The sequence below is a fragment of the Acidovorax sp. GW821-FHT10E04 genome (assembly GCF_059415185.1).
On record NZ_JBWKMT010000006.1, the window covers coordinates 1 to 24,062 of the forward strand.

General features: G+C 66.6%; 20 protein-coding genes. 14 read left to right on the forward strand and 6 right to left on the reverse strand.

The window, feature by feature from the left end:
• Nucleotides 1-163: 163 nt before the first annotated feature.
• Complete coding sequence (locus AC07OC_RS19005) at nt 164-1,558, reverse strand: sensor histidine kinase (RefSeq protein WP_218293333.1); 1,395 nt, start codon at nt 1,556-1,558, stop codon at nt 164-166.
• A gap of 150 nt (nt 1,559-1,708) precedes the next feature.
• Complete coding sequence (locus AC07OC_RS19010) at nt 1,709-2,422, reverse strand: response regulator transcription factor (RefSeq protein WP_218293334.1); 714 nt, start codon at nt 2,420-2,422, stop codon at nt 1,709-1,711.
• A 239-nt stretch (nt 2,423-2,661) separates the two neighbouring features.
• Between AC07OC_RS19010 and AC07OC_RS19015 the strand changes: the two genes are divergently transcribed.
• From AC07OC_RS19015 to gloA2, 7 genes are all read left to right on the forward strand, one after another.
• Complete coding sequence (locus tag AC07OC_RS19015) at nt 2,662-3,912, forward strand: ABC transporter substrate-binding protein (RefSeq protein ID WP_218340420.1); 1,251 nt, start codon at nt 2,662-2,664, stop codon at nt 3,910-3,912.
• A gap of 27 nt (nt 3,913-3,939) precedes the next feature.
• A complete protein-coding gene (locus tag AC07OC_RS19020; protein WP_494601949.1) occupies nt 3,940-5,124 on the forward strand; it encodes a carbohydrate porin in 1,185 nt (394 codons plus the stop codon).
• Between the two features lie 275 nt (nt 5,125-5,399).
• Nucleotides 5,400-6,281 (forward strand): carbohydrate ABC transporter permease, encoded by an 882-nt coding sequence (locus tag AC07OC_RS19025; RefSeq protein WP_218293336.1) that lies wholly within the window; start codon nt 5,400-5,402, stop codon nt 6,279-6,281.
• Nucleotides 6,271-7,140: a carbohydrate ABC transporter permease gene (locus AC07OC_RS19030; protein WP_218340419.1), complete on the forward strand. Its 870-nt coding sequence runs from the start codon at nt 6,271-6,273 to the stop codon at nt 7,138-7,140. Before AC07OC_RS19025 ends, AC07OC_RS19030 begins: the two co-directional genes overlap by 11 nt.
• A 17-nt stretch (nt 7,141-7,157) precedes the next feature.
• The gene (locus tag AC07OC_RS19035) at nt 7,158-8,225 is read left to right on the forward strand and encodes an ABC transporter ATP-binding protein (protein ID WP_218340418.1); all 1,068 of its coding nucleotides are present in this window, start codon (nt 7,158-7,160) and stop codon (nt 8,223-8,225) included.
• A 200-nt stretch (nt 8,226-8,425) separates the two neighbouring features.
• Nucleotides 8,426-9,403, forward strand: coding sequence for a glucokinase (gene glk / locus AC07OC_RS19040; RefSeq protein ID WP_218340417.1), 978 nt, complete (start codon nt 8,426-8,428; stop codon nt 9,401-9,403).
• A complete protein-coding gene (gene gloA2, locus AC07OC_RS19045) occupies nt 9,400-9,816 on the forward strand; it encodes an SMU1112c/YaeR family gloxylase I-like metalloprotein (RefSeq protein ID WP_492244375.1) in 417 nt (138 codons plus the stop codon). Before glk ends, gloA2 begins: the two co-directional genes overlap by 4 nt.
• A gap of 54 nt (nt 9,817-9,870) precedes the next feature.
• Here the strand turns inward: gloA2 and zwf are convergent, their stop codons facing one another.
• Entirely contained in the window at nt 9,871-11,325 is a 1,455-nt protein-coding gene (gene zwf, locus AC07OC_RS19050) for a glucose-6-phosphate dehydrogenase (protein ID WP_218293341.1), read from the reverse strand.
• 186 nt (nt 11,326-11,511) lie between these two features.
• Here zwf and pgi point away from each other — a divergent pair, with 186 nt between their 5' ends.
• The 3 genes from pgi to AC07OC_RS19065 all read left to right on the forward strand — a co-directional run bounded on the left by pgi (nt 11,512) and on the right by AC07OC_RS19065 (nt 14,820).
• Nucleotides 11,512-13,077: a glucose-6-phosphate isomerase gene (gene pgi / locus AC07OC_RS19055; protein WP_494601952.1), complete on the forward strand. Its 1,566-nt coding sequence runs from the start codon at nt 11,512-11,514 to the stop codon at nt 13,075-13,077.
• A 68-nt stretch (nt 13,078-13,145) separates the two neighbouring features.
• Nucleotides 13,146-14,363, forward strand: coding sequence for an AGE family epimerase/isomerase (locus AC07OC_RS19060; RefSeq protein ID WP_494601954.1), 1,218 nt, complete (start codon nt 13,146-13,148; stop codon nt 14,361-14,363).
• Nucleotides 14,364-14,469: 106 nt separating this feature from the next.
• The gene (locus AC07OC_RS19065; RefSeq protein ID WP_218293344.1) at nt 14,470-14,820 is read left to right on the forward strand and encodes a hypothetical protein; all 351 of its coding nucleotides are present in this window, start codon (nt 14,470-14,472) and stop codon (nt 14,818-14,820) included.
• An 87-nt stretch (nt 14,821-14,907) separates the two neighbouring features.
• Here AC07OC_RS19065 and AC07OC_RS19070 read toward each other — a convergent pair whose 3' ends face one another.
• Nucleotides 14,908-15,813: an SMP-30/gluconolactonase/LRE family protein gene (locus tag AC07OC_RS19070; protein WP_494601956.1), complete on the reverse strand. Its 906-nt coding sequence runs from the start codon at nt 15,811-15,813 to the stop codon at nt 14,908-14,910.
• A 99-nt stretch (nt 15,814-15,912) separates the two neighbouring features.
• Between AC07OC_RS19070 and edd the strand changes: the two genes are divergently transcribed.
• The 4 genes from edd to AC07OC_RS19090 all read left to right on the forward strand — a co-directional run bounded on the left by edd (nt 15,913) and on the right by AC07OC_RS19090 (nt 21,319).
• Entirely contained in the window at nt 15,913-17,682 is a 1,770-nt protein-coding gene (gene edd, locus AC07OC_RS19075; RefSeq protein WP_494601958.1) for a phosphogluconate dehydratase, read from the forward strand.
• Nucleotides 17,683-17,748: 66 nt separating this feature from the next.
• Entirely contained in the window at nt 17,749-18,378 is a 630-nt protein-coding gene (eda, locus tag AC07OC_RS19080; protein ID WP_218293347.1) for a bifunctional 4-hydroxy-2-oxoglutarate aldolase/2-dehydro-3-deoxy-phosphogluconate aldolase, read from the forward strand.
• Nucleotides 18,379-18,597: 219 nt separating this feature from the next.
• Entirely contained in the window at nt 18,598-18,897 is a 300-nt protein-coding gene (locus tag AC07OC_RS19085) for a DUF805 domain-containing protein (protein WP_218293348.1), read from the forward strand.
• 322 nt (nt 18,898-19,219) lie between these two features.
• Nucleotides 19,220-21,319, forward strand: a complete 2,100-nt coding sequence (locus tag AC07OC_RS19090; protein WP_494601960.1) for a TonB-dependent siderophore receptor — start codon at nt 19,220-19,222, stop codon at nt 21,317-21,319.
• 282 nt (nt 21,320-21,601) lie between these two features.
• Here AC07OC_RS19090 and groL read toward each other — a convergent pair whose 3' ends face one another.
• Together groL and AC07OC_RS19100 are read right to left on the reverse strand one after the other, a co-directional pair.
• Nucleotides 21,602-23,254, reverse strand: a complete 1,653-nt coding sequence (gene groL / locus AC07OC_RS19095) for a chaperonin GroEL (RefSeq protein WP_010462232.1) — start codon at nt 23,252-23,254, stop codon at nt 21,602-21,604.
• 97 nt (nt 23,255-23,351) lie between these two features.
• Entirely contained in the window at nt 23,352-23,642 is a 291-nt protein-coding gene (locus AC07OC_RS19100) for a co-chaperone GroES (RefSeq protein ID WP_005799501.1), read from the reverse strand.
• Between the last annotated feature and the right edge of the window lie 420 nt (nt 23,643-24,062).

Consider the following 24,062-nt stretch of genomic DNA (forward strand, 5'->3'; position numbering starts at 1 on the left):
GCCTTTTCTTTGGTGACTTTCTTTTGGCGAAGCAAAAGAAAGTCACTGCGCCGCCGGGCGCACACCCCGGCCTCCGCCCTTCACTCAGGCACGGCGTGAACTATAAAAACAATAGCTGCTAGCGCTTGATAGATAAGCGCCAGGAGCCAAAACACCTAAAGATTCACCCCGCAGGCAAGCGCATCCCCACCCGCAATCCCCTCGGCACCACCCCCTCGGCCACCGTCCGGCCCCCATGCCGCAGCGCGATCTCCTCCACGATCGACAGCCCCAGCCCGCACCCGCCCGCCTTGTCCGACCCCCGCCAGAACCGCGCGAACAGATCGCCCAGGTGCTCGGCCGGCACGCCGGGCCCGTCGTCCTCCACCACCAGCAGGGCCCAGCGTCCGGGCTCCTCGCGGCCCACGCGCACCGTCACGGTGGCGCCTTCGCCCGCGTAGTGCAGCGCGTTGTCGATGAGGTTGTTGAGCGCCTCGCGCAGCAGCAGCGGGTGGCCCTGCACCGCCAGCTGGTCGTCGCCCTCATAGCCCAGGTCCATGCCCTGCGCCAGGGCGCGGGCCGCCCATTCGCGGGCCACCTCGCGCGCGAGCGCCGCCAGGTCGATGGACTGCATCTCCACGTTCGATTCCGAGCGCGCCAGCTGCAGCAGCTGGTGCACCAGGTGGGCGCTGCGCTGCGCGGCCGACAGCACCTTGTGCAGCCGCTCCTGCACCGCGGGCTCATGGCTCTCGTGCAGCGCCAGCTCGGTCTGGCCGATGAGCCCCGCCAGCGGCGTGCGCAGCTGGTGCGCGGCATCGTTGAGGAAGCGCTTTTCCTTTTGCTGCCCGCGAGCCACGGTCTCCAGCAGCCGGTTGATGGTGCTGGCCAGCGAATGCACCTCCTGGGGGGCCGAGGTCAGCTCGATGGGCGGCAGGGGCGTGGTGCCCGCCTGGGGCCGGGCGCCGGCCTGCTCGATCTGGGCCTCCAGGCGCTTGAGCGGCTGCAGGCCGCGCAGCACGCCCGCGTAGACCACCGCGCTCAGCGCCAGCCCCATCAGCCCCATCGGGAACACCATCTGCTCCAGCAGCTCCTGCGCGATGCGTTCGCGCACCGTGAGGCTCTGGGCCACCTGCACGCGCAGGGTCTGCCGCGTCTGGGGCGTGCCGTAGTCCACGTCGAGCAGCGCCACGCGCACGGGGCGGTCGTCCACCCGCGCGTGGTAGAGGTACGGATCGCCCACGCGCACCTCCACCGGTGGCGGCGCGGGCAGCTGGGCATTGCCCAGCAGGAAGCGGCCGGGCGGGGACGACACCATGTAGGTGATGCGGTCGGCCGGGTCCTGCTCCAGGATGTCCTGCGCGGCCTTGGGGAAATCCACCAGCAGCCCGTCGCCAATGGGCTTGATCTGCCGCGCCAGCGCGCGCACCGACTGGGTCAGCGTCTGGTCGATGCCCTTTTCGCCGTTCTGCAGCGCGATGCGCCACGCCAGGAAACCGCCCGACAGCCACAGCACGAGCTGGGGCAGCAGCAGCCACAGCAGCAGCTTGCGCTGCAGGGAGACCCCCGGGACCTGCCGCATGTCAGTGGTGGCCCAGTGCAGGCCGTATGAAACTGGCGCGGCCGATGCCAGGGCCGCCGCGCAAGGGCCGCCCCGCCGCGCCGGCGGCGTCTCCCTTCCCGCGCGCAGCGCGAGAGAAGGGGGAAGGCGCGCAGCGCCTCAGGGGGTTGTTCATGGTTTCGCCAGCATGTAGCCCAGGCCCCGGATGTTGCGGATGTTCAGCGGCGACGGGTCGAGCTTCTTGCGCAGCCGGTGCACGTAGACCTCCAGCGCATTGGAGTTCAGCGGCGCGGCGGTCTGCCCGGGCTCGGGCGGGCTGGCGCGCCAGGCGGCCAGCACGTCGTCGCGCGTGACCACCTCGCCGCAGCGGTTCACGAGCAGCTCCAGCAGCTCCCATTCGCGCTGGGTGAGGTCCAGCGGCTCGCCGTCGAGGGCCGCGCTGTGGCTGGCGTGGTCCAGCGCCAGGGGGCCGATGGTGGTGCCGGGGCCCCCGGCGCTGCTCGCCTGGGTGAACGCCGGTTGCCGCGCGCGGCGCAGCATGGCCTGCAGGCGGGCCTGCAGCTCCTGCATGTTGAAGGGTTTTGTGATGTAGTCATCGGCCCCGGCGTTGAGGCCCAGCACGCGGTCCTCCACGCCGTCGCGCGCGGTGAGAATCAGCACCGGCAGGCCGGCGATGTGGGTGCGCGCCCAGGTCAGCAGCTCCATGCCGTCGGCGCCCGGCAGGCCCAGGTCCAGGATGATGCCGTCCACCGCCTGCGCCTGCAAAAGGGCGGTGGCCTCGGCCACGCTCGACGCCGTGCAGACGCCGAACTCCAGCTGCTGCAGCTGCCCGGTCAGCGCGTCCAGCAACAGGGCATCATCTTCGACTATCAGTATCGTGGCCATGGGATTGAGCATAACAAAGCGGCCTGCGCGGCTGCGCCGGTCCGCCTGCCCGGGGTGGCGCGGGGGCGGGGCCTGCGCGCCGCACGTAATCCGGTAACAGGGTGGAGCCCTGGCGGAGAAAGCACACCCCGGGAAAGTCCTGATATGTTCATTAATTATTGTAATTAAAGTACCGACTGCGCTGAACGGCACCGGTCTGCTGCGCACCAAACGGATTCAAACATCGAGGAGACAAGGGTATGTGGAAGATGACAAAGATCGCCGCAGTGGCGGTGGGCCTGGCGGCAGCGATGTCCGCCAGCGCGGGGGAGGTCGAGGTCCTGCATTACTGGACTTCGGGCGGCGAGGCCAAGTCGGTGGCCGAGCTCAAGAAGATCATGCAGGCCAAGGGCCACACCTGGCGTGATTTCGCCGTGGCCGGCGGCGGCGGCGACAGCGCCATGACCGTGCTCAAGAGCCGCGTGATCTCGGGCAACCCGCCTTCGGCCGCGCAGACCAAGGGCCCGGCCATCCAGGAGTGGGCCTCCGAAGGCGTGCTGGCCAACATGGACGCCCTGGCCAAGGCCGAGAAGTGGGACGAGCTGCTGCCCAAGGTGGTCGCCGATGTCATGAAGTACAAGGGCGCCTACGTGGCGGCCCCCGTCAACGTGCACCGGGTCAACTGGATGTGGGGCAGCTCCGAGGCCCTGAAGAAGGCCGGCGTTACCGCCATGCCCAAGACCTGGGACGAGTTCTTCGCCGCCGCCGACAAGCTCAAGGCCGCGGGCCTGGTGCCCGTGGCCCACGGGGGCCAGAACTGGCAGGATTTCACCACCTTCGAATCGGTGGTGCTGGGCGTCGGCGGCCCCAAGTTCTACCAGGACGCCCTGGTCAAGCTCGATGACAAGGCCATCAACAGCGACACCATGAAGAAGTCGCTGGAAACCTTCCGCCGCATCAAGTCATACACCGACCCCGGCGCACCCGGCCGCGACTGGAATCTGGCCACGGCCATGCTGATCCAGGGCAAGGCGGGCTTCCAGCTCATGGGTGACTGGGCCAAGGGCGAGTTCCTGGCGGCCAACAAGGCGCCGGGCAAGGACTTCCTGTGCGCCGCGGCGCCGGGCACGACCACGTCGTTCACCTTCAACGTGGACTCGTTCATCCTGTTCAAGCTCAAGGATGCCGCTGCCCAGAAGGCGCAGAGCGACCTGGCCAGTTCCATCATGAGCCCCGAATTCCAGGAGGTGTTCAACCTCAACAAGGGCTCCATCCCGGTGCGCGCCGGCCAGAAGATGGACAAGTTCGACGACTGCGCCAAGGCCTCGGCCAAGGACTTCGCCGACACCGCCAAGAGCGGCAGCCTGCTGCCCAGCGTGGCCCATGGCATGGCGATCGCGCCCGCCACGGAAGGCGCCATCAAGGACGTGGTCAGCCAGTTCTGGAATGACGACAAGGTGAGCGTCGCCGACGCCATGAAGAAGATCGCGACCGCCGCGAAGACCAAATAAACCACCACCACTGAGGGAATCAACATGATGAAAAGAAACCGCCTCACGGCGGTGGCTTTGGCCGCCGCATGCGCGATGAATGGAGCCATGGCACTGGAAGTTGCCGGCTTCGAGATGAACGGTTACTCGCGGGGTGGTCCCGTGTTCAACCACTCCGACGGCGTCAAGGGCAACCTGTCGCTCGGCGGCGAGCTGCAGAAGTTCCGCCTGGGCAACGAGGGCGACAACGGCATCGAAGTCAACTTCGCGCGCGGCTTCGAGACCAACGGCATCAAGTGGAAGGTGAACTACATGCCCGCCAAGTGGGGCAGCGGCGACATCAGCACCGAGCAGGCCTACGTGGAAATGAGCGGCTTCTCGTTCTCGCCCGAGGCCAAGTTCTGGGCCGGCCAGCGCCGCCTGCGGATCCAGGACGTGCACATCGTCGACTACTTCCTGCTCAACTACGGCGACAACATCGGCGCCGGCGTGACCGATGTGCCGATCGGCGGCATGAAGCTGGGTGTGGGCGTGTTCACCGGCGACAAGTTCGACGGCAACCTGCCCAACAACGTCAAGGCGCACCGCATCAACGCCGACCTGTCGGAAATCAACACCAACCCCGGCGGCAAGCTGCGCGTGCTGCTGACGGCCGTGGGCGGCAAGGGCCAGGCCAATGGCGGCTCGGGCTCGGGCGTCTCGCTGATGCACACGCAAAAGGAATTCCTGCTGCCCAGCATCAGCAATACCCTGTACCTGCAGACCTCGCGGGGCCATGCCCGCATCGACGGGGAGTTCGAGGCCATCGACGGCAGCCGGCCCGGCCGGCGCTCCACGCGCATCGCTGACTCCATCAACTGGCAAAGCGGCCCCTTCGGCGGCCAGGCGCTCATTGGCTACCAGACCAACAAGGCCGACCTGACCGGCGTGGAGACCAAGGACTTCTCGCTGGGCGGCCGTGGTTCGTACGCGTTCACGCAGAACTTCAAGATGCTGGCCGAGCTGTCCACCACCACGCGCAAGGGCACGGGCCCCGACCAGCGCCTGTCCAAGGTCACGCTGGCGGGTGCCCTGGCCCTGTCGGAAGATTTCTGGTCGCGCCCCGAGCTGCGCCTGTATGTAACCAAGGCCAACTGGAACCAGGCCGCCGCCGTGGCCAATGCGGCCACCTTCGGTGCCAACGGCAAGACTTCGCGCACGCTGGTGGGTGTGCAGTACGAGGTCTGGTGGTAAGTGATTCCACTTCGGGCCGCAGGGAGGCGCGGCGCGGGGCTTGGCCCGGCGCGGCGGCCCCTGTGGCCCGGACATGGAATGGTGAAGTGAGTTAGCGAGTTAGTCAGAGGTGACTTTGTTCTTTGGGGGGCACTCTGTGCGTGCCCCCCTTTTTTTCATATGCAGGCACATGCCAGAAATTTTTTCGCAGCCATGAAAAATGACCCCCACGCTCCGCCGCCGCGCGGGTCGCTGCCCCCGAGGGGGATGTTTCTTCACCATGGGGGGGCCCGGCGATGACCAAGAATACGTTCGAGACATGGTTGCCCAAGCTGGTCGTGACACCGGCTTTTGTTCTGGGTTTTGCGTTCATCTACGGCCTGATGCTGTGGAACGGCGTATTGAGCCTGACCGTTTCGCGCATGCTGCCCAACTACGAGTGGGCGGGCCTGGCGCAGTACGAGCGCCTGTGGGAGATGGACCGCTGGTGGGTGGCCTTGAAGAACCTGGGCATCTTCGGCGTGGGCTACGTGGGCGGGTCCCTGGCCATCGGCGTGGTGCTGGCCGTGCTGCTGGACCAGAAAATCCGCGCCGAGGGCGCGCTGCGCACGATCTACCTGTACCCGATGGCGCTGTCCTTCGTGGTCACGGGCACGGCCTGGAAATGGCTGCTGAACCCGGGCCTGGGCATCGAAAAAATGGTGCGCGACTGGGGCTTTCCTCACTTTGAATTCGGCTGGCTTGTCGATACCGAGATGGCCATCTACTGCGTGGTGATCGCCGGCATCTGGCAGAGCGCGGGCTTTGCGATGGCGCTGTTCCTCGCCGGCCTGCGCGGCATCGACGACAGCATCATCAAGGCCGCGCAGGTCGATGGCGCATCGCTGCCGCGCATCTACTGGCGCATCGTGCTGCCCGCGCTGCGGCCGGTGTTCTTCTCCACGCTCATGGTGCTGTCGCACCTGGCGATCAAGAGCTTCGACCTGGTGATGGCACTCACGGCCGGTGGCCCCGGCTTTGCCACCGACGTGCCCGCAACGTTCATGTACACCATGTCGTTCTCGCGCGGCCAGATCGGCCTGGGCGCGGCCAGCGCGACCATGATGCTGGCCACCGTGGCGGCGCTGGTCATTCCTTATCTCTACAGCGAACTGCGGACCAAGCCCCATGACCGCTAAGCCTTCTGTATTTCCTTCCGTGGGCCGCCTGCTGGTCTACGCGGTGCTGGCCCTGGCCACCGCCTTTTTCCTGCTGCCGCTGTACGCGATGCTGGTCACGTCTTTCAAGGACGCCGAGGAGATCCGCAGCACGTCGCTGCTGGCCTTGCCCGCCGCGCTGAACTGGTCGGCCTGGGGCACCGCGTGGTCCAGCGCCTGCACCGGCGTGGACTGCAACGGCCTGCGCCCGTTCTTCCTGAACTCGGTGGCCATGGCCGTGCCGGCGGTGCTGATCTCCACCGTGTGGGGCGCGCTCAACGGCTACGTGCTCAGCCTGTGGAAGTTCCGGGGCAGCGATGCGCTGTTCGGCATGCTGCTGTTCGGCGTGTTCATGCCCTTCCAGGTGGTGCTGCTGCCGATGAGCCAGGTGCTCGGCTGGCTGGGGCTGTCGAGCTCCATCACGGGCCTGGTGCTGGTGCACTGCCTGGCGGGGCTGGCCGGCACCACGCTGTTCTTTCGCAACTACTACGCGGCCATTCCGAAAGAGCTGGTGAACGCCGCGCGCATGGACGGCGCGAGCTTCTTCCAGATCTTCTGGCGCATCGTGCTGCCGCTGTCCACGCCCATCATCATGGTCACGCTGATCTGGCAGTTCACCAACATCTGGAACGACTTCCTGTTCGGGGTGGTGTTCTCGGGCACCGACTCCAAGCCGGTGACCGTGGGCCTGAACAACCTGGCCAACACCAGCAGCAGCGTGAAGGCCTACAACGTGGACATGGCGGCCGCGATCATCGCGGGCCTGCCCACGATGGTGATCTATGTGCTGGCCGGTAAGTTTTTTGTGCGCGGGCTCACTGCCGGCGCCGTCAAAGGTTAAGAAGGTAAGTAGAGATCATGGCGTCATCACTCGACATCGCAGGCATCAACAAGCGTTTTGGCAAGGGCGACAAGAGCGTGGAGGTGCTGCGCAAGGTGGACATCCACGTCGCGCCAGGCGAGTTCCTCATCCTGGTCGGCCCCTCGGGCTGCGGAAAGTCCACGCTGCTGAACATCATTGCGGGCCTGGACGAGCCCACCGAGGGCGAGATCCGCATCGCCGGCAAGAACGTGGTGGGCATGCCCCCGCGCGACCGGGACATCGCCATGGTGTTCCAAAGCTACGCGCTGTACCCCACGCTGTCCGTGGCCGACAACATCGGCTTTGCGCTGGAGATGCGCAAGATGCCCAGGCCCGAGCGGCAAAAGCGCATCGACGAAGTGGCGGCCATGCTGCAGATCAGCCACCTGCTGGACCGCCGGCCCAGCCAGCTCTCGGGAGGCCAGCGCCAGCGCGTGGCCATGGGCCGGGCGCTGGCGCGCCAGCCGCAGCTCTTTTTGTTCGACGAGCCGCTGTCCAATCTGGACGCCAAGCTGCGCGTGGAGATGCGCGCCGAGATCAAGCGCCTGCACCAGGCCAGTGGCATCACCAGCGTGTACGTGACGCACGACCAGGTCGAGGCCATGACCCTGGGCTCGCGCATCGCGGTGATGAAGGGCGGCGTCGTGCAGCAGCTGGGCACCCCCGACGAGATCTACAACCGCCCGGCCAACACCTACGTGGCGACCTTCATCGGCTCGCCCACCATGAACCTGCTGCGCGGTGGCGTGCAGGCCGGCGGTCAGTTTGGCATCGTGGGCGCTGCGCTGGACCTGGCACCGCCCACGGGCGCCGCGGAGATGCTGCTGGGCGTGCGCCCCGAGCACCTGCAGCTGCAGGACGGTGCGCCCTGGCGCGGGCAGGTGAGCGTGGTGGAGCCCACGGGCCCCGACACCTACGTGATGGTGGACACCGCCGCAGGCAGCGTCACGCTGCGCACCGACGCACAAACCCGGGTGCAGCCGGGCGACCAGGTGGGCCTGACGGTGGCACCGGCCAACGCCCACTGGTTCGATGCGAAGTCCGAAGAGCGATTGACGGGCTGAGAAGGACGAGCCTCCCGCCGCTGGGTCGCCGCAAGAAGGGGCTTTGGTCTTTGCCTGGAGAGGTAATTCAGGTAAAAAGAGGCTCCAGCGCTTGTCCATAAAGCGCGAATAGCTATATAAATAATAGCATTCATGATCCACGGGCCGCCGTCTGCCGCAGGGCAGCGGGGCGTGTGACCTTTGGTCTCCATCTTTTTCCTATGCACCCTCAGCGCCTTCTCGCCGACATCGGCGGCACCAACATCCGGCTGGCCTGGCAGAACGAGCCGGGCGGTCCCTTGAACGACACGCGGGTGCTGCCCTGCGCGCAGTTCCCCACCGTGGATGCCGCGCTGGCGGCCTATCTGAAAGAAGTGGGTGTGCCCACCCCGCGCGAGGCGGCTTTCGGCATTGCCAACCCCGTCACGGGCGACGCGATCCGCATGACCAACCACAGCTGGAGCTTTTCGCAGCGTGCGGTGCGCGAGGCGTTTGGTTTCGAGCGGCTGGTGGTCATCAACGACTTCACCGCACTGGCACTGGCGCTGCCCCTGCTCACGCCCGACCTGCTGCGCCCCGTGGGCGGCGGCGAGGCGGTGCCGGGCGCCGCGATAGCGTTGCTGGGCCCGGGCACGGGCCTGGGCGTGTCGGGGCTGGTGTTCCCGCCCGGCTCCAGCAACGGCGTGCCCTTGTCGGGGGAGGGCGGGCATGTGTCGCTGGCGGCGCAGACGCAGCGCGAATTCGATGTGCTGGCCATCCTGCAGGAGCGCTACGGCCATGTGTCGGCCGAGCGCGCTGTGTGTGGTGCGGGGCTGGTGGACCTGTACCACGCGCTGCGCCGCCTCGCGCAGCGGGGTGGCAAGGAGGTCAGCTCGGCCGCCCAGGTGACCGAGCTGGCACTGCAGTCCCACGACGCGCTGGCGCTGGAGGCGCTGGATCTTTTCTGCGGCTTTCTGGGCAGCGTGGCGGGCAACCTGGCACTCACCCTGGGGGCACGCGGGGGCGTCTTCATCGGCGGGGGCATGGTGCCGCGCCTGGGCGCGTGGTTCGACAAATCCTCCTTCCGCGCGCGGTTCGAGGCCAAGGGGCGGTTTCAGCCGTACCTCGCGTCGATACCCTGCTGGGTCATCGATCCGAGCGCCACGCCCGCGCTGCACGGCGCGTCGCGCGCGCTGGACATCGCGGGCTCCGGAGGATGAGCGGCCCCGCCTTGCAGGTCAGCGGTGTGCACCATGTGGCCATCATCGCCAGCGACTACGCACGCTCGCGCCGCTTCTACACCGAGGTGCTGGGCCTGCCGGTGGTGAACGAGGTGTTCCGTGCCGAGCGCGAGTCGTACAAGCTGGACCTGCAATTGCCCGATGGTTCGCAGGTGGAGCTGTTTTCCTTTCCGAACCCGCCGGCCCGCCCGTCGTATCCCGAGGCCTGCGGCCTGCGCCACTTGGCCTTGCGCGTGGCGGATATGGACGCCAGTCTGGCGGCATTGGCCGCGCATGGCGTGGCGGCAGAGCCGGTGCGCATCGATCCGTTCACGGGCGCGTCGTTTACTTTCTTCGCCGATCCGGACGGTCTGCCGATCGAGCTGGTGGGGCCGGGGCCCGTCAGGCGCTAGACCGCCGGGGCCGGGAGCAAGAAAGGCCCCGCAGGGCCTTTCTTTTCCATGGCATCACATCTCTTCGCTCCAGCAATGCCCGTCGCGCGCGATCATGGCGCTGGCGGCGCTCGGGCCCCAGCTGCCCGGTGCGTACGGCCGCGGGCCCGCGGGGTCGTTCTTCCAGTGCTGCAGGATGGGCTCCACCCAGCGCCAGGCTTCCTCCTGTTCGTCGCTGCGCACGAACAGGTTCAGCCGCCCGGCGATCACGTCCAGCAGCAGGCGCTCGTACGCGCCCACGCGCTCGGTGCCGAAGCGCTGGTCGAAGTCCAGGTTCAGCGCCACCTGCGACAGCGCGGGTTCGGTCTGGTGCTGGGCCGCGCCCTGGGCCAGCAGGTGCAGCTCCAGGCCGTCCCTGGGCTGCAGGTTGATCACCAGCCGGTTCACCGCGCCCGAGGGCATCTTGAAGATGGGGTGCGGCACGGGGCGGAAGTTGACGACGATGTGCGCATCGCGCCCCGCCAGGCGCTTGCCGGTGCGGATGTAGAACGGCACGCCGGCCCAGCGCCAGTTGCTGATCTCGGTGCGCAGCGCCACGAAGGTCTCGGTGGTGCTGTCGCTGGCCACGCCTTTTTCCTGCAGGTAGCCCGGCACGTTGTGCCCGTGGGTCTTGCCCGCGGCGTACTGGCCGCGGATCACGTGCTGGCCAATGGTCTCCATGCTCCAGGGCTTGAGCGACTGCAGCACCTTGAGCTTCTCGTCGCGGATCGCATTGGCGCTGGAGTTGATGGGCGGCTCCATGCCGATGGCGCACAGCAGCTGCAGCGCGTGGTTCTGCACCATGTCGCGCAGCGCGCCGGTCTGGTCGTAGAAGGCGCCGCGCGTTTCCACGCCCAGCTCCTCGGCGATGGTGATCTGGATGTTGGCGATGTTCTCGCGCCGCCACAGTGGCTCGAACAGCGCGTTGCCAAAGCGCATCGCAAACAGGTTCTGCACCGCGGGCTTGCCCAGGTAGTGGTCGATGCGAAAGACCTGCTCTTCCTTGAGCACGCGGCGCAGCGTGTCGTTGATGGCCTGGTTGGATTTGAGGTCGTGGCCCAGGGGCTTTTCCAGCACCACGCGGGTGGCGGGGCCGTTCAGGCCCACGGCGGCGATCTGTTCGCACACGTTGGTGAAAAGGCTGGGCGCGGTGGCCACGTACATCACCACGGTGTCGGCGGCGCGCTCGTGCAGCAAGGTGGCCAGGCGCGCGTAGTCCTGCGTTTGCGACAGGTCCATGCGCAGGTAGTGCAGCAGGGCGCCGAAGCGTTCGAACTCGTCCGGGGTGGGGCGCTTGGCCAGATCCACGCTGTCAAAGCGCGACTGGATCAGGCTGCGGTATTGTTCATGGCTCAGCTCGTCGCGCGCCACCGCAATGATGCGGCCTCCCTCGGGCAGCGTTCCGTGCCGGAACGCCTGGAACAACGCCGGCATGAGTTTGCGCCACGCCAGATCACCTGTTCCACCGAACAGGACAAGGTCAAAACTCATGGGGTCTCCATATCAGGGTGTTGTGTGCGTCTGAGGCTGGAAATTGTAATCTCGTTACATTGGGTTGTGTAGCTGTAGAGGCTGTAAACGTTTTTTGACAGTTCGTGTGCAGAAAAGTATCAGAAAAATTGTGTAATCAAGTTACTATCTCGCCGGTTTTCACCTCCCCGATATCCTGAATCCACCATGCCCTCCCTCCGTTGCGACCAAACCCTAGAGTGGCCTCAGTTGCAGGCCGCGTTCACCGCAGATGGCAGCCGTCTGGACCTGCGGGAGGCCTTTGCCAGCGATGCGCAGCGGTTTGGGCACTTCAGCCAGCACGCGCCCGAGGTGTTTGCGGATCTTTCCAAGAACCTGTGGGACGCCGCCACCGAGGCGCTGCTGCTGGACATGGCCCGCGCCTGTGGCCTGGAACAGCACCGCGACGCCATGTTCGGTGGCCAGCCCATCAACAGCACCGAAGGGCGCGCCGTGCTGCACACGCTGCTGCGCCGGCCCCGGGGCCTGGCGCTGCCCGGCGACGGGCCGGACATCGCGCAGAAGCTGGCCCAGGTGCACACCACGCTGGATGCCATGCTGGCCTATGCCGACACGGTGCGTGCGGATGGCGCCATCACCGACGTGGTGAACATCGGCATCGGCGGTTCGGACCTGGGCCCGCACATGGCCGTGCTGGCGCTGGAGCAGTTCCGCGCGCGGGGCAAGCGGCTGCACTTTGTCTCCAACGTGGACGGCCACGAACTGCACACGGTGATGCAGTCGCTCAAGGCCGAGAACACGCTGTTCCTCATCGCCTCCAAGACCTTCACCACCGCAGAAACCATGACCAACGCGCGCTCGGCGCTGGCCTGGTTTGTGGCGCAAGGTGGTCAGGATGTGGGGCGCCACTTTGCGGCGCTCACCACCAATGTCGATGCCGCGAAGGCGCTGGGCATCACCACCACCTTCGGCTTCTGGGACTGGGTGGGCGGGCGCTATTCGCTGTGGTCGGCCATTGGCCTGCCCATCGCGATCGCGATTGGCTCTGCGGGCTTCCGCGATCTGCTCGCCGGAGCGCACGCCATGGACGAGCACTTTCGCACGGCGCCCCTGGCGCAGAACCTGCCGGTGCGCCTGGGCCTGCTGGACATCTGGTACCGCAACTTCCATGGCTTCACCAGCCGCTGTATCGCGCCCTACCACGCGGCATTGCGCCGCCTGCCGGCCTATCTGCAGCAGCTCGAGATGGAAAGCAACGGCAAGCGCGTGGGGCTGGACGGCCAGCCGCTGCCCTATGCCACGTCGCCCGTGCTGTGGGGCGAGCCGGGTACCAACGGCCAGCACGCGTTCTTCCAGATGCTGCACCAGGGCACCGACGTGCTGCCGCTGGAGCTCATCGCCGTGCGCCAGCCCACCCATCCACTGGAAGGCCACCACGACAAGCTGCTGGCCAACGCCCTGGCGCAGGCCCAGGCGCTGATGGTGGGCAAGGACGGGGAGGACGGCCACCGCCACTTCCCGGGCAACCGGCCCAGCACCTTCCTGCTGCTGGATGCGCTCACCCCCGCGTCGCTGGGCGCGCTGATCGCGCTGCAGGAACACCGCGTGTTCGTGAGCGGCAGCCTGTGGGGCATCAACAGCTTCGACCAGTGGGGCGTGGAACTGGGCAAGGTGCTGGCCAAGGACATCGAGGCGCGCCTGGCCAGCGGCGATGCCGCAGGGCTCGACGGTTCCACCGCCGGGTTGCTCGCCCGGCTGCGCGCCGGCATTTGACAAAGACCGGTGGCGGCCGTCCTGTGGCGGCGCGACCACGGGCACTGGCGATTTTTCGAGGAGACACCATGACCGCACCCCGGCCGGATTTCCGGTCCGCCGACTTCCTGCGCGCGCACATCCGCCAGACCATGGCGTTCTACGAGCCCGTGGCCACCGACGCGAGCGGCGGCATGCACCACTTCTTCCTGGACGACGGCACGGTGTACGACACGCGCACCCGCCACCTGGTCAGCGCCACGCGTTTTGTGGTCACGCACGCCATGCTGTACCGCACCACGGGCGAGGCGCGCTACCAGGCCAGCATGCGGCACGCGCTGCAGTTTGTGCGCGACGCCTTCCTCAACCCCGCCACGGGCGGCTATGCATGGCTGATTGACTGGCACGATGGCCGCGCCACTGTGCTCGATGCCACGCGGCACTGCTACGGCATGGCCTTCGTGATGCTGGCGTACGCGCGTGCGTTCGAGGCCGGCGTGCCCGAGGCCCGCGCCTGGCTGGCCGAGGCTTTCGACACCGCCGGGCAGCACTTCTGGCAGCCCGCGCAGGGCTTGTACGCCGATGAGGCGTCGCCCGACTGGGTGCTGGCGGACTACCGGGGCCAGAACGCCAACATGCACGCCTGTGAGGCCATGATCTCGGCTTTTCGCGCCACCGGCGAGCAGCGCTATATCCAGCGCGCCGAACAGCTCGCGCAGGGCATCTGCCAGCGCCAGGCCGCGTTGTCGGACCGCACCTCGGCCCCTGCCGCCGAGGGCTGGGTGTGGGAGCACTACCACGCCGACTGGTCGGTGGACTGGGACTACAACCGCCACGACCGCAGCAACATCTTCCGCCCCTGGGGCCACCAGACCGAATGGGCCAAGCTGCTGCTGCAACTGGACGCCCTGGCGCCGGCGGACTGGCATCTGCCCTGCGCGCGCTTCCTCTTCGACACAGCGCTGGAGAAGGGCTGGGATGCCGTGCACGGCGGCATCGTCTACGGCATGGCGCCCGACGGCAGCATCTGCGACGACGGCAAATACCACTGGGTGCAGGCCGAGAGCATGGCGGCTGCGACGGTGCTGGCTGTGCGCACGGGCGACGAGCGCTATTGGGACTGGTACGACCGAATCTGGGCGTATTGCTGGGAGCACTTCGTGGACCACGAACACGGCGCGTGGTTTCGCGTCCTCGACGGTGCCAACCGCAACCACACGCGAGAGAAGAGCAACGCGGGGAAGGTGGACTATCACAACATGGGGGCGTGTTATGACGTGCTGGGGGCGATGAAAACGGGTGATTGAGCCGTGGGCTTCGTCGCCTCGGCTGGCACCGCACGCGGCTGCGGCGGCGCATGCATGGCGGGGCGGGTATGGTGCACAGGAACGATCCCGCCAAAAGGAGCAGTTCATGAACAGGTCGCTCGCCCGAATCCACTTCGGGCTGTCAATCTTCTACGGCATCGGCGCGGCGCTGCTTTGCGTCATTTACTTGGCCGGTGACAACGCGAGTGGAAGCGGAGTGTTGATTCTTGCGGGCATCTTCGGCACGCCTTTCGTGCTTCATTGCGCCGCATTGCGTGGTGTCCGCTCCGGCCATTTGTGGGGTCGGAATTTATCGCGAACTCTCGGAATCCTGCTGCTTTTTGCATTCCCCATCGGAACGGTTCTGGGTGTGCTGATCCTGATGCGGACCCGGCGGACGGACTGGGAGCAAGGGTTGAAAAGTCGCGCTGGCCCCCGCCCGGTGCTCACCCGGTAAGTTCGGCAGTCGCGACGTCTACTGCGCTCAACTTTGAATGGGCAATATGCCGCGAGGCCCCGCCCCGCGCGCCTTCGCCTGCCCGGTTCAGGCCTTGAAGCGGTTCACCGGAAGACCGGTCACCGTGACCCGTACGCTCAAGAGCGACCCCGCAGGAATCGCCGCCTCCTGTTCCTCCACCGGCCTTCCCGCCCGCGCCGACGTGATGTACAGCGTCCGCAAATCCGCCCCTCCAAAACACACCATGGTCGGGCACTGCACTGGCACTTCAATGCGCTGCAGCACTTGCCCCGCTGGAGACAGCTGCAGCACACAGGCCCCCTCGTACATCGCCACCCAGTAGTTGCCTTCCACATCCACCGCCGCGCCATCCGGCCGGCCGCCGTAGCGCTGGCCTTCCACCTTGCGGTCGAACTGCACCCAGGGCTGTCGGTTGGCGATGGCGCCCGTCGCCACATCGAAGTCAAACCGGTCGATGCGGTGCTCCGGGGTGTTGGACCAGTACAGATACCGGTTGTCGGGGCTGAACGCGAGGCCGTTGGCGGTGAAGTTGTCGCCCGCCATGTAGTGCACGCGGTAACCACCCTCGGCCACCTCCAGGCGCCAGAGCGCGGCGTCGGGGGCCGTGCGCGGGCTGATGACCGACCCCGCCCAGAACCGGCCCGCCGCATCGCAGCGACCATCGTTCAGGCGCAGCACGCGGGTGTCGTGGCGGGCGGGGGGCAGCAGGGCCAGCAGGGTGAACGCGCCGGTGGTGGTGTCCAGCAGGTAAAAGCCGTCCCGTAACCCGATTACTATTTTTTTGTCGGCGGCGGGCGCGCAGCAGCCGGGTTCGCTGGGAGTCTTCCATTGCCGGTGGCGGCCGTCCCCCGGGGTCCAGGCGTGCACCGCCAGTCCCTGTATGTCACACCAATAGAGGCATTTTTCCTCGGGGTGCCAGAACGGCGATTCGCCCAGTTCGGAGGGCGCAAGGGGCAGGCACTGCAAGGTCATGGGTTGAAATGGGATGGTTATCGAGTTACATTCTAGGGCCTCAAACAGTGGCCTGCGCTGGAACAGGTGCCCAGGCCCAACCCACCGATGGAGCATCCCATGCATTCAGTCGTAGCGCGCGTGACGGCCCGCATCATCGAGCGCAGCAAGGACACCCGCGCCGCCTATCTGGCCGGCGTCGAGGCCATGATCCAGCGCAAGCCCGCGCAAGACCGCATGGGCTGCGCCAACCTGGCCCATGCCTACGCGGCCCTGCCCGGCGCCGAAAAATTCAAGGTCACCGTGGAGAAGGCGCCCAACATCGGCGTCGTCACGGCCTACAACGACATGCTGTCGGCCCACCAGCCGTACCAGAGTTACCCCGCCATCCTGCGTGACGAGGCCGCGCGCCACGGCGCCACCGCGCAGGTGGCGGGCGGCGTGCCCGCCATGTGCGACGGCGTGACGCAGGGCACGCCCGGCATGGAGTTGTCCCTGTTCTCCCGGGACGCCATTGCCATGGCCACTGCGGTAGCGCTGTCCCACGATGTGTTCGACGGCGTGCTGCTGCTGGGCGTGTGCGACAAGATCGTGCCCGGCTTGCTCATCGGCGCGCTGCACTACGGGCATCTGCCCTGCGTGTTCGTGCCCGCGGGCCCCATGGGCACGGGGCTGTCGAACAAGGACAAGTCCAAGGTGCGCGAGCAGTACGCGCAAGGGCTGGTGGGGCGCGACGAACTGCTCAAGGCCGAGTCCGCCGCGTACCACAGCCCTGGCACCTGCACTTTCTACGGCACGGCCAACAGCAACCAGATGCTGCTCGAGGCCATGGGCCTGCACGTGCCCGGCGCGGCCTTTGCACCGCCCGGCACCGAGGAGCGCGAAGCCTTCACGCGCCAGGCCGTGCGCACCGTGCTCGACATCGGCAAGCGCGGCCAGCGCTTCACGCCCATCGGGCGGATGGTGGACGAGCGCTGCATCGTCAATGCCATGGCGGCCTTGCTGGCCACGGGGGGCTCCACCAACCACCTGATCCACTGGGTGGCCATTGCGCGCAGCGCGGGCATCCTGATCGACTGGTCGGACTTTGACGAGCTGTCGTCCGCCGTGCCGCTGCTGGCCCGCGTGTACCCCAATGGCGATGCCGACGTGAACCAGTTCCAGGCCGCGGGCGGGCCCGCATGGATCCTGCGCGAACTGCTGCAAGGGGGCTTCATGCACCCGGGCGTGGGCAGTGTGAACGCGGGCGGCATCGCCGCGGGCGGGCAGGGCGCACCGGCGGTGTCGGGCGACGAGACCGTGCTGCGCCCGGTGTCCCATCCGTTTTCCCCCACGGGCGGCCTGCGCCTGCTGCAGGGGCGCCTGGGCCGCGCGGTGATCAAGGTCTCGGCCGTGCCCGAAGACCGCCACGTCATCGAGGCGCCCGCGCGCGTGTTCGATTCGCAAGAGGCACTGCTGGCCGCGTTCAGCGCGGGCGAGGTGCAGCAGGACATGGTGGCCGTGGTGCGCTTTCAGGGCCCGCAGGCCAACGGCATGCCCGAGCTGCACAAGCTCACCCCGCCGCTGGCGGTGCTGCAGAACCAGGGCTTCAAGGTGGCGCTGGTGACGGACGGCCGCATGAGCGGCGCGTCGGGCAAGGTGCCCGCCGCCATCCACGTCACGCCCGAGGCGCTGGCCGGCGGCCCGCTGGCCAAGGTGCTGGATGGCGACATCGTGCGGGTGGATGCCGTGGCCGGCACGCTGGATGTGCTGGTCGATGAGGCCACCTGGGCCGCCCGCCCTGTAGCGCCGTACACCGCGCACCCCGCCACCGGCTTCGGCCGCGAACTCTTCACCAACTTCCGCCGCCACGCGGGCGGTGCGGAACAAGGCGCCTGCACATGGCTGTAGCAGGCGCGCTAGTTTTGTAGGCCGCTTGCGGCATCCGACACCGAACACACCAAGGAGCACAAACCCATGAATCCTCTCGACATCGCCAGCCATGGCCCGGTCATTCCCGTCATCGTGATCGACCGCGTGGAAGACGCGCTGCCTCTGGCCGAGGCCTTGCTGGCCGGTGGCGTGAAGGTGCTGGAGGTGACGCTGCGCACCGCCGCCGGCCTGCCCGCCATCGCCGCCATCGCGCGCCAGTTGCCCGAAGCGGTGGTGGGCGTGGGCACGGTGCTCAACGCCGACGATGCGCGGCGCGCCAGCGAGGCCGGGGCGCGTTTTGCCGTGAGCCCTGGCTACACGTCCGAGGTGGGCAGCGCCTGCAAGGGGCTCAACCTGCCACTGCTGCCGGGCGTGGCCACGTCCAGCGAGATCATGGCGGCCTTGGCGGACGGGTTTTCGTTCCTCAAGCTGTTCCCGGCGGAGGCCGCGGGCGGCATCCCGCTGCTCAAGTCCTGGGCCAGCCCGTTCGGCCAGGTGAGCTTCTGCCCCACGGGGGGCATCACCCAGGCCACCGCGTCCAACTACCTGGCGCTGCCCAACGTCCGCTGCGTGGGCGGCTCGTGGCTGACGCCCGCCGACGCCGTGCGTGCGGGCGACTGGGCGCGCATCACGCAGCTGGCGCGCGACACGCATGCGTTGCGCAAGGCCGCGTGAGCACCAGGATTCATGCTCAAATAGGCCGTCAGCGCTTATCCGGCAAGCGCTGCAAGCTATAAAAAAAGAAGCAAAATTTGCCCTGTGGCCCGGCTGCCGGGCGTGGGGCCGCCGATGGGGTGGTGGGACGTGTGGACTGGATGCCCTGTGCGCCCCTATCATGGCGCGGGGCTTGGCCCTGCCACAACGGCTTCACGTTTCAAAGAGAGGGAGTTCTGTATGGATTTTGTTTCGGCTGTCAAAAGCTGCCTGACGCAGTACGCGGGTTTCTCGGGTCGCGCCGTGCGCTCCGAGTTCTGGTGGTTCTTTCTGTTCCAGGTCGCGGTGATGGTGGTCGCCAGCTTCCTGGGCGACGTGATCTCCGGCATCGTCTCCCTCGCGCTGGTGCTGCCCGGGCTGGCCGTGGGCGCGCGCCGCCTGCATGACATCGGCCGCTCGGGCTGGTGGCAGTTGCTGACCCTGACCGGCATCGGTGTGCTGGTGCTGATCTACTGGTGGGTGCAGCCCAGCGAGGGCTGATCCCGCCCCAGGCAGGCCCGCCTGGCCTGCAACCCGCGAAGCCCGCTTGCCTTACGGCCGGCGGGCTTTTTTGTTGGGGCCGCGCTTGTGGGCATATGGGCATCGCCCTGGTTTTTCTGGAGGGAGTCCGCCGCCCGGATCGTGAATAAAAGTGGCCTTTGCGCTTGATATACAAGCGTGAGCTGCTATTAAATTTGATGAATTCAGGAAAAAATCGGGGGCCAAGGATGTTGTCGTTGTACGACATCCCGCGCCGGATCCGTCCAGGAGGCTGCTTTGATTTTTAAAATGGTAATCATTCTTACTTCCATTCTGAAAAATCATGGCAATCCAACATCGGCAGACGGCGGTCTGCATGGGCATCGCGCTGGCCTTCGGTTTGGCCCCCACCTGGGCGGCGGCACAGGGCGCGGCGGCCACGCTGTCCGAGGTGCGCGTCGACGCCAGCGCGGAGAAGGAGACGGCTACCGGCCCGGTGGTGGGCTACCGCGCGCGCAATGCAGCCACCGCCACCAAGACCGACACGCCGCTGTCGGAAACCCCGCAGTCCGTCACCGTGGTCACCCGCGACCAGCTGGTGGACCAGGGGGCCACCACCTTCCAGGAGGCGCTGCTGTACGCGGCGGGCGTGCGCAGCGACGCCTACGGCCTTGACAGCCGTTCCGACAGCGTGCGCGTGCGCGGCAGCTCGCCAGACACCTACCTCGACGGACTGCGCCAGAACTACAACTGGTACACCAGCAGCACCCCCGCCGAGCCGTACACGCTGGAGCGCCTCGAGGTGCTGCGCGGCCCTTCGGGCATGCTGTTCGGCGCAGGCACGGTGGCCGGCGTGGTCAACATGGTGAGCAAGCGCCCCCTGCAAGAGGCGCAGCGCGAGGTGGGCGTGCAGATCGGCAGTTGGAACCGCAAGCAGCTGCAGGCCGACCTGACCGGCCCGCTCACCCAGGACGGCGAATGGTCGTACCGCCTGGTGGCCGTGGCGCGCGATGCGGACACGCAGACCGATTACGTGCAGAACGACCGGCGCCTGATCGCGCCCTCGCTTGCCTGGCGGCCCAATGCCGCCACGTCGCTCACCCTGCAGGCCCATTGGCAGCAGGACCGCACGGGCAGCACGGCGCAGTTCCTGCCCTGGTCGGGCACGCTGCTGCCCAACCCCAATGGCATGCTGCCCATCAACCGCTTCATCGGCGAGCCCGGCGACTACTACGACAGCGACCGCGAATCCATCGGCTACCTGTTCGAGCACCGTTTCAACGATGCCTGGACGGTGCGCCAGAACCTGCGCCTGGCGCGCAACGAGAACCGCGGTGGTTACCACTACGCCGATTTCTTCACGGTCCCCGGCGGGTTCGGCTGGGACCCCGTGAACCAGCGCCTGACGGGCCGCATCTACGGCAAGAACATCACGCGCACGCGCATGGCCGCGGTCGACACCCACCTGCAGGGCAACCTCACCACCGGCGCGCTGAGCCACCAGCTGCTGCTGGGCGTGGACTGGAACCGGCAGACCGAGAACAAGAACGAGGCGGACGATGCCTACAACACGCCCATCGACGCCTATGCGCCGGTGTACGGCCACCGCCTGAACCCCACGCTCATCGCCAGGCCCGAGAACGTGCAGCGCCAAAGCGGCCTGTATGTGCAGGACCAGATGAAGTGGGGCCCGTGGATCTTCATCGCCGGCCTGCGCCACGACCGCGCCGTGAACGGCCTGGCGGGCCAGACGGATGACCGCACGAGCGACACCACCAAGCGCCTGGGCGTGATGTACCAGCTGGCCGGGGGCTGGACGCCCTACATCAGCTACGCAGAGTCCTTCAGCCCCGTGAGCGGCACCAACGCCTATGGCCAGCGCTTCAAGCCGCTGCAGGGCGAGCAGATCGAGGTGGGGGTGAAGTACGCGCCCGCGGGCAGCTCCACGCAATTCACGGCGGCGGTGTACGACCTCAAGGAAAAGAACCAGAAGGTGGCCGACCCGACCAACCCCGACAACTCGCTGCAGGTGGGCCAGACCCGCAACAAGGGCCTGGAGCTGGAGTACAAGGCCCGCGTGGCCACGGCCTTCGACCTGACGGCCCATTACAACTACACGGACGTCGATCCCCTGCTGGAAGGGCTTCCCCGCCACCAGGCCGCCGTGTGGGGCGTGTATCGCTTTTCCATCGGCGGTGTGCGCGGCTTCTCGGCGGGCGCGGGCTACCGCTGGCTGTCGTCGTTCCGCGACGGCACCGGCCCCGAGGTTCCGTCCGCCGGGGTGGTCGATGCGCTGCTGGCCTACGACACCCAGGACTGGCGCTATGCCCTCAACATCAGCAACCTCGCCGACAAGAAGTACATGAGCACCTGCCTGTCGCGCGGTGACTGCTGGTGGGCCACGCGCCGCAACGTGGTGCTGAGCGCGACGTATAGGTTTTAACCCCCCTGAGCCGCTTCGCGTCTTCCCCGAGGGGGACGCCGCCCATGCGGCGGGGCGGCCCTTGCACGGCGGCACTGGCACGGGACAGTGCCCATGCGAAGGCCGGGCCCTTTGCTCTGGGTTGGCGCGGTGCAGTGAATCGCGATACAAATGTCGAAAGAGCGGCCCGTGCCACGACGTGCTTCACGTGGTCCAAGTAAAAAACCCCGCAGGTCTTGCGACCTGCGGGGTTTTTTGTGGGCTACCGGGCAGAACCTGGGTTCCACCCGGAGCGGCCGGCCATTACATGCCCATGCCGCCCATGCCACCCATGCCGCCCATGTCGGGCATGCCGCCGCCGGCACCGGCCTCGTCCTTGGGTGCTTCTGCAACCATGGCTTCGGTCGTCAGCAGCAGCGACGCCACGGAGGCAGCGTTCTGCAGGGCCGTGCGGGTGACCTTCGTGGGGTCCAGAATGCCCAGCTCGAGCATGTCGCCGTACGTGTCGTTCGAAGCGTTGAAGCCGTAGTTGCCCTTGCCGGCCAACACAGCGTTCACCACCACCGAGGCTTCGCCGCCGGCGTTGTTCACGATTTCGCGCAGGGGCGCTTCGATGGCCTTGAGCACCAGCTTGATACCGGCTTCCTGGTCAGCGTTGTCACCCTTGATCGAGTCACCCACGGCTTGCTTGGCACGCAGCAGGGCCACGCCACCACCGGCCACAACGCCTTCTTCCACAGCTGCGCGCGTTGCGTGCAGCGCGTCTTCCACGCGGGCCTTCTTTTCCTTCATTTCGACTTCGGTGGCAGCGCCGACCTTGATCACGGCCACGCCGCCAGCCAGCTTGGCCACGCGTTCTTGCAGCTTTTCGCGGTCGTAGTCGGACGTGGCTTCCTCGATCTGCACGCGCACTTGCTTGACGCGGGCTTCGATGTCACCCGCAGCACCGGCGCCGTCGATGATGATGGTGTTTTCCTTGCCCACTTCGATGCGCTTGGCCTGGCCCAGGTCGGCCAGGGTCACCTTCTCGAGGGTCAGGCCCACTTCTTCAGCGATGACCTTGCCGCCCGTCAGGATGGCGATGTCTTCCAGCATGGCCTTGCGGCGGTCGCCGAAGCCAGGTGCCTTCACAGCCACGACCTTCAGGATGCCGCGGATCGTGTTCACGACCAAGGTAGCCAGGGCTTCGCCTTCGACTTCTTCGGCAATGATCAGCAGCGGACGGCCGGCCTTGGCCACTTGCTCCAGCGTGGGCAGCAGGTCGCGGATGTTGCTGATCTTCTTGTCGAACAGCAGCACGAAGGGGTTGTCCAGAATGGCGGATTGCTTTTCTGGGTTGTTGATGAAGTAGGGCGACAGGTAGCCGCGGTCGAATTGCATGCCTTCCACGACGTCCAGTTCGGAGTCGAGGGACTTGCCGTCTTCCACGGTGATCACGCCTTCCTTGCCGACCTTGTCCATGGCGTCAGCGATCAGCTTGCCGATGGTTTCGTCGGAGTTGGCGGAGATCGAGCCCACCTGGGCGATTTCCTTGGAGGTGGTCGTGGGCTTGGAAGCCTTCTTCAGCTCGGCGACCAGGGCCGTCACGGCCTTGTCGATACCGCGCTTGAGGTCCATCGGGTTGATCCCAGCGGCCACGTACTTGAAACCTTCGCGCACGATGGCTTGTGCCAGCACGGTCGCGGTGGTGGTGCCGTCACCAGCGTTGTCGCTGGTCTTGGAGGCCACTTCCTTCACGAGCTGGGCGCCCATGTTCTGCAGCTTGTCCTTGAGTTCGATTTCCTTGGCCACGGACACACCGTCCTTGGTCACGGTAGGGGCGCCGAACGAGCGCTCCAGCACCACGTTGCGGCCCTTGGGGCCCAGGGTCACCTTGACCGCGTTGGCCAGGATGTTCACGCCTTCAACCATGCGTGCGCGGGCTTCGCCGCCGAAAACTACGTCTTTTGCTGCCATGTTTGGCTCCTACAAGATTTGAATCAAAAATGCTTCTAGCGCTTATTGGTAAAGCGCTGGCAGCTATGAAAAAGTGAGTAAACCGAAGGAGAAAGGATTACTTCTCGACGACTGCGAACAGGTCGTCTTCCTTCATGACCAGCAGTTCGTCGCCCTTGACCTTGACGGTCTGGCCCGAGTACTTGCCGAACAGAACGCGGTCGCCGACCTTCACGTTCAGGGCGATCAGTTCGCCCTTGTCGTTCTTCTTGCCGGGGCCAACGGCCAGCACTTCACCTTGATCGGGCTTTTCAGCGGCGTTGTCAGGGATCACGATGCCGGAGGCGGTCGTGGTTTCGCTTTCGATACGCTTGACGATCACGCGATCGTGCAGAGGGCGAAGGTTCATTGCATTGCTCCTGTTTTCAGTGAAAAAAAGCTGACTTACCAGCACCCGGGGGACCAGGCGCTGCGAAATTTCCGGCAGGCGGTGCGGTGTTAGCACTCGTCTGTGGTGAGTGCTAATGATACGGGCATTTGTGGCGGTTTCAAGACGCCGCGCACATTTCGGCTGTCAACGAAGACCGGCAGGTCGCTCGTAGAGTTCGGGCTGTCCCGAATCACCGCATCCGCAATTGCGGGCCTCATCACTGACTCTTCGCTGCCTCCGGACAAAGTGAAGGCCTGGATACGAGCCCAGCCAGAGGAAATGCTGTCATAACTGCCCAGTCTCATCCTCGCAGAGCTGAGAGCCAAAGACCTGCTGCGCTCCGATTCGGTGGGCGAAGTGGTTTTGTCAGTCCAGGAGGCCCGCTTCTTGGCCGACAGC